This is a genomic window from Pseudonocardia sp., assembly GCF_025965585.1.
Taxonomy (GTDB): Bacteria; Actinomycetota; Actinomycetes; order Mycobacteriales; family Pseudonocardiaceae; genus Pseudonocardia.
On sequence record NZ_JAOPWR010000467.1, the window covers coordinates 1 to 3,231 of the forward strand.

The 3,231-nt window shown below is 68.0% G+C and carries 4 protein-coding genes; 3 read left to right on the forward strand and 1 reads right to left on the reverse strand.

Annotated features, from left to right (window positions below):
• Positions 1-1,055: lipid-transfer protein (locus JWR81_RS28705; protein ID WP_297659735.1), on the reverse strand; the 1,055-nt coding region annotated here is incomplete at its 3' end.
• A 257-nt stretch (positions 1,056-1,312) separates the two neighbouring features.
• Here JWR81_RS28705 and JWR81_RS28710 point away from each other — a divergent pair.
• From JWR81_RS28710 to JWR81_RS28720, 3 genes are all read left to right on the forward strand, one after another.
• Entirely contained in the window at positions 1,313-2,128 is an 816-nt protein-coding gene (locus JWR81_RS28710; protein WP_297659738.1) for an enoyl-CoA hydratase/isomerase family protein, read from the forward strand.
• Between the two features lie 46 nt (positions 2,129-2,174).
• Positions 2,175-2,549 carry an OB-fold domain-containing protein gene (locus JWR81_RS28715; protein ID WP_297659741.1) on the forward strand — a complete coding sequence of 125 codons (375 nt, stop codon included), beginning with the start codon at positions 2,175-2,177 and terminating at the stop codon, positions 2,547-2,549.
• Positions 2,546-3,231, forward strand: a 686-nt coding sequence (locus JWR81_RS28720) for an acyl-CoA dehydrogenase family protein (RefSeq protein WP_297659744.1), incomplete at its 3' end; no start/stop codon positions are given. The genes JWR81_RS28715 and JWR81_RS28720, both read left to right, overlap by 4 nt.

A 3,231-nucleotide genomic window follows, 5' to 3' on the forward strand; every position in this document is an offset into this window, starting at 1 on the left:
CCCCGGCCCTGGATCTGCAGGACGGCCTCGGCGACGGTGTTCATGCCGTGCAGGTATCCCTCGGCGAGCAGCCCGCCGTGGGTGTTGACCGGCAGGCTCCCGTCCAGGCGGGTTGCGCCCGACCGCACGAAGTCGCCCGCCTCGCCCCGGCCACAGAAGCCGAGGCCCTCCAGACCCATGAGCACCACGCTGGTGAAGCAGTCGTAGATCTCCGCGAAGTCGACGTCGCTCGCCGTGATGCCGGCCCGGCCGAAGAGCTCGTCGCACAGCAGGCTGGTGAAGTTCCGCGTGTAGTCGTCGTAGAGCAGCTGATCACCGATGTCGAGGCCGGGTCGGGGCCCCGCCCGGTAGGCCGCCGAAGCGATCACGGCAGGGGGCTGTCGCAGGTCCCGCGCTCGGTCCAGGCTGGTGACCAGCACCGCGCAGGCGCCGTCCACCTCGCTCGTGCAGTCGGCGACGCGGAACGGGTCGGCGATCATGGGTGAGGCGAGGTACGAGTCGAGGTCCAGCGGCTTGCGCTGGATGGCCCGCTCGTTCATCTCCGCGTAGGCGCGCTGGGCGATCGCGACGGCGGCGAGCGCCTCCGGGGCGGTTCCGGTCTCGTGCATGTAGCGCCGCGCCCACATGGCGATATACATGAGGTAGGCGTTGTAGCCGATCGGGTAGCGGTACTGCGCGGCCCCGCCGGGGAACGACCCGCTGCCGACCCGAATACCTGAGCGCCCGTTGAGCGCCCGGAACACCAGCACGTTCTCGGCATAACCCTGAGCGACCGCCATCGCCGCCTGCTGGATCATGAAGCACGGCGACTGTCCACCTTGCTGGAAGTCCATCACGAAGCGGAGCCCGGGCACCGCCAACGACGTGGCCACTGCCTCGCTCGACACGGAGTCGCCGAGGACGCTGAAGCTGACCACCCCGTCGATGTCGGCCAGGGGGACCCCAGCGTCCTCAGCGGCCTTGCGACCGGCCTCCGTCGCGAGGTCCAGGACCGTTCGTCCGGACGCCTTGCTCAGTTCGGTGTAGCCGACGCCGACGGCTGCAGCTGTTCTCATCGCACCTCCTAGGGGCCTGGAACATAAGCGCGCCGATCGCCATCAGTCAACCGTACGGTCGAACTTTTGCCTTGACGTCGATTAGTGACCCAGTGTTAGCTAAAGGTGCGAGCCGAGCTGTCGACCAGAGGGGTGTCGGCAATCGCCGCAGCTCGCGCGAGCTGCGGGTCCGCGGCCGGCAGCCCCGCGAACCTGGACAGGACCGTGACCCCGATCCGCGGCCAACGCGCGTCGATGGCCCACCTTGGAGGGCAACAATGACTGAGAACGACAAGATCCTCGTCGAGCGGATCGGGGTCGACGAGCATGGTTCGTTGCTCGGCCTTGTGACGCTCAACCGTCCGACCGAGATGAACCCGCTCGACTGGGACACCGGTCTGCAACTCGGTCGCATCTTCGACGAGCTGTCTGCCGATCCACTCGTGCGGGTGGTGGCGATCACCGGTGCCGGCCGAGCGTTCTCCGCCGGCGGCGACATGAAGAAGTACAAGGCCCTGCAGCGCGACGCCGTCGACTTCCCGCAGTTCCTCGAGGACCTCCATCGTATCTTCGCCCGGATCTCCCAGCAGCCCAAACCGTTCGTCGCTCTCGTGAACGGCATCGCCGTCGCGGGCGGCATCGAGCTGATGCTGTCCTGTGACTTCGCCATCGCCTCGACCTCGGCGAAGATCGGCGACGCCCACCTCCCCTTCGGCCAGATGGGCGGAGGTGGCGTTCTCACTCTGCTTCCGCGCGCGGTCGGCCCCGCTCGAGCACGCGAGCTGATCTTCTCCGGTCGGCTGCTGACCTCGGAGGAAGCGCTCGGCTGGGGCCTGGTGAGCAAGATCGTCGACGACGACCAGTTGCGCGCAGCGGGTATCGCGTTCGCGGCGGATGTCGCCAAGAAGTCACCGCTTGCTGTGGCGAATGCCAAAAGCGTTCTCAACTCGGCCCTCTGGGACGGCACCGGGGTTCACCAGGGCATGCGCCTCGAGCGAGAGGTCACCGCCCGCTACTGCCTTACCAGCGAGGACGCCCCCGAGGGCTTGGACGCCTTCGCCGGCAAGCGCCGTCCCCAGTTCACCGGCCGATGAGAAGGAGCAACTCGTGACGACCACCGAACAGGCCACGCCCCGGCCGGTGCCGGATCTCGACAGCCAGGCTTTCTGGGCCGAGCTCCAAGCCCATCGCATCGTCCTGCAGCGCTGCGCGACCTGCGACCGGCGACGGTTCCCGGCGATGCCCTCGTGTCCTTACTGCGGGCACCCGGATTGGCGGTCGGAGGAGATCTCCGGAACCGGCACGGTGTTCTCCTACATCGTCGTCCATCGAACGTTTGATGCCGCGTTCACCGCGGACCTGCCCTACACCATCGCGACGGTCGATCTGGACGGCGGCGGCCGGATCGCCGCGCGGATCGACGGCACCCCGTCGATCGATGCCAAGGCCGTCGCGGTCTTCGTCGACCACCCGGAGTGGACCGAACTCCGGTTCCGAATCGTGGAGGAATCGTGACTTCGACACAGTCGCCCACTCGCCCGGCCGCCCCGTCCCCCTTCGCCCAGACAGTCCGTCGGTTCACCGAGCAGAAGGTCATGCCGCGCAACCGGGAGCTCGACCAGCATCCCCAGGACATGACCTTGATCCGGGAGCTGCTGCTCGAGGTGGGGCGGCTCGGCCTCTACGGTGCGATCATCCCGGAGGAGTACGGGGGCACCGGCCCCGACTCGCTGGCCATGCACGAGGGCATCGAGGAGTTCGCCTACGGGAACGCCGGGTTGGCCATGTCGACGATGCCGACCTACCTGCTCGCCCGCGCGGTCGGCCTGCACGGCACGGACGAGCAGAAGGCGCGCTGGCTGCCCCCCATCGCCGAAGGCCGGATGGTCGGGGCCTGGGCCGTCACCGAGCCGCACACCGGTTCCGACGTCGCGAACATCACGACGAAGGCCGAACGCACCGCCACCGGATGGCGTCTCAACGGCCGCAAGATGTTCATCACCAATGCCACCATCGCCGACTGCCTGCTGATCCTGTGCCGCACGGGAGGGCCAGGGATCCGCGAAACATTGACAACCTTCGTCGTCCCGATGGACCTGCCCGGGATCGCGGTGCCGCAGGCACTGGAGAAGATGGGCCTGCGCTCGTCCCCCACGTGCGAGCTCGTCCTCGACGACGTCGAGGTCTCCGACACCGA

What these genes read in the sequence shown, in the direction of transcription:
- JWR81_RS28710 (WP_297659738.1), top strand. Translation starts at nt 1,313, where the DNA reads ATGACTGAGAACGACAAGATCCTCGTCGAGCGGATCGGGGTCGACGAG.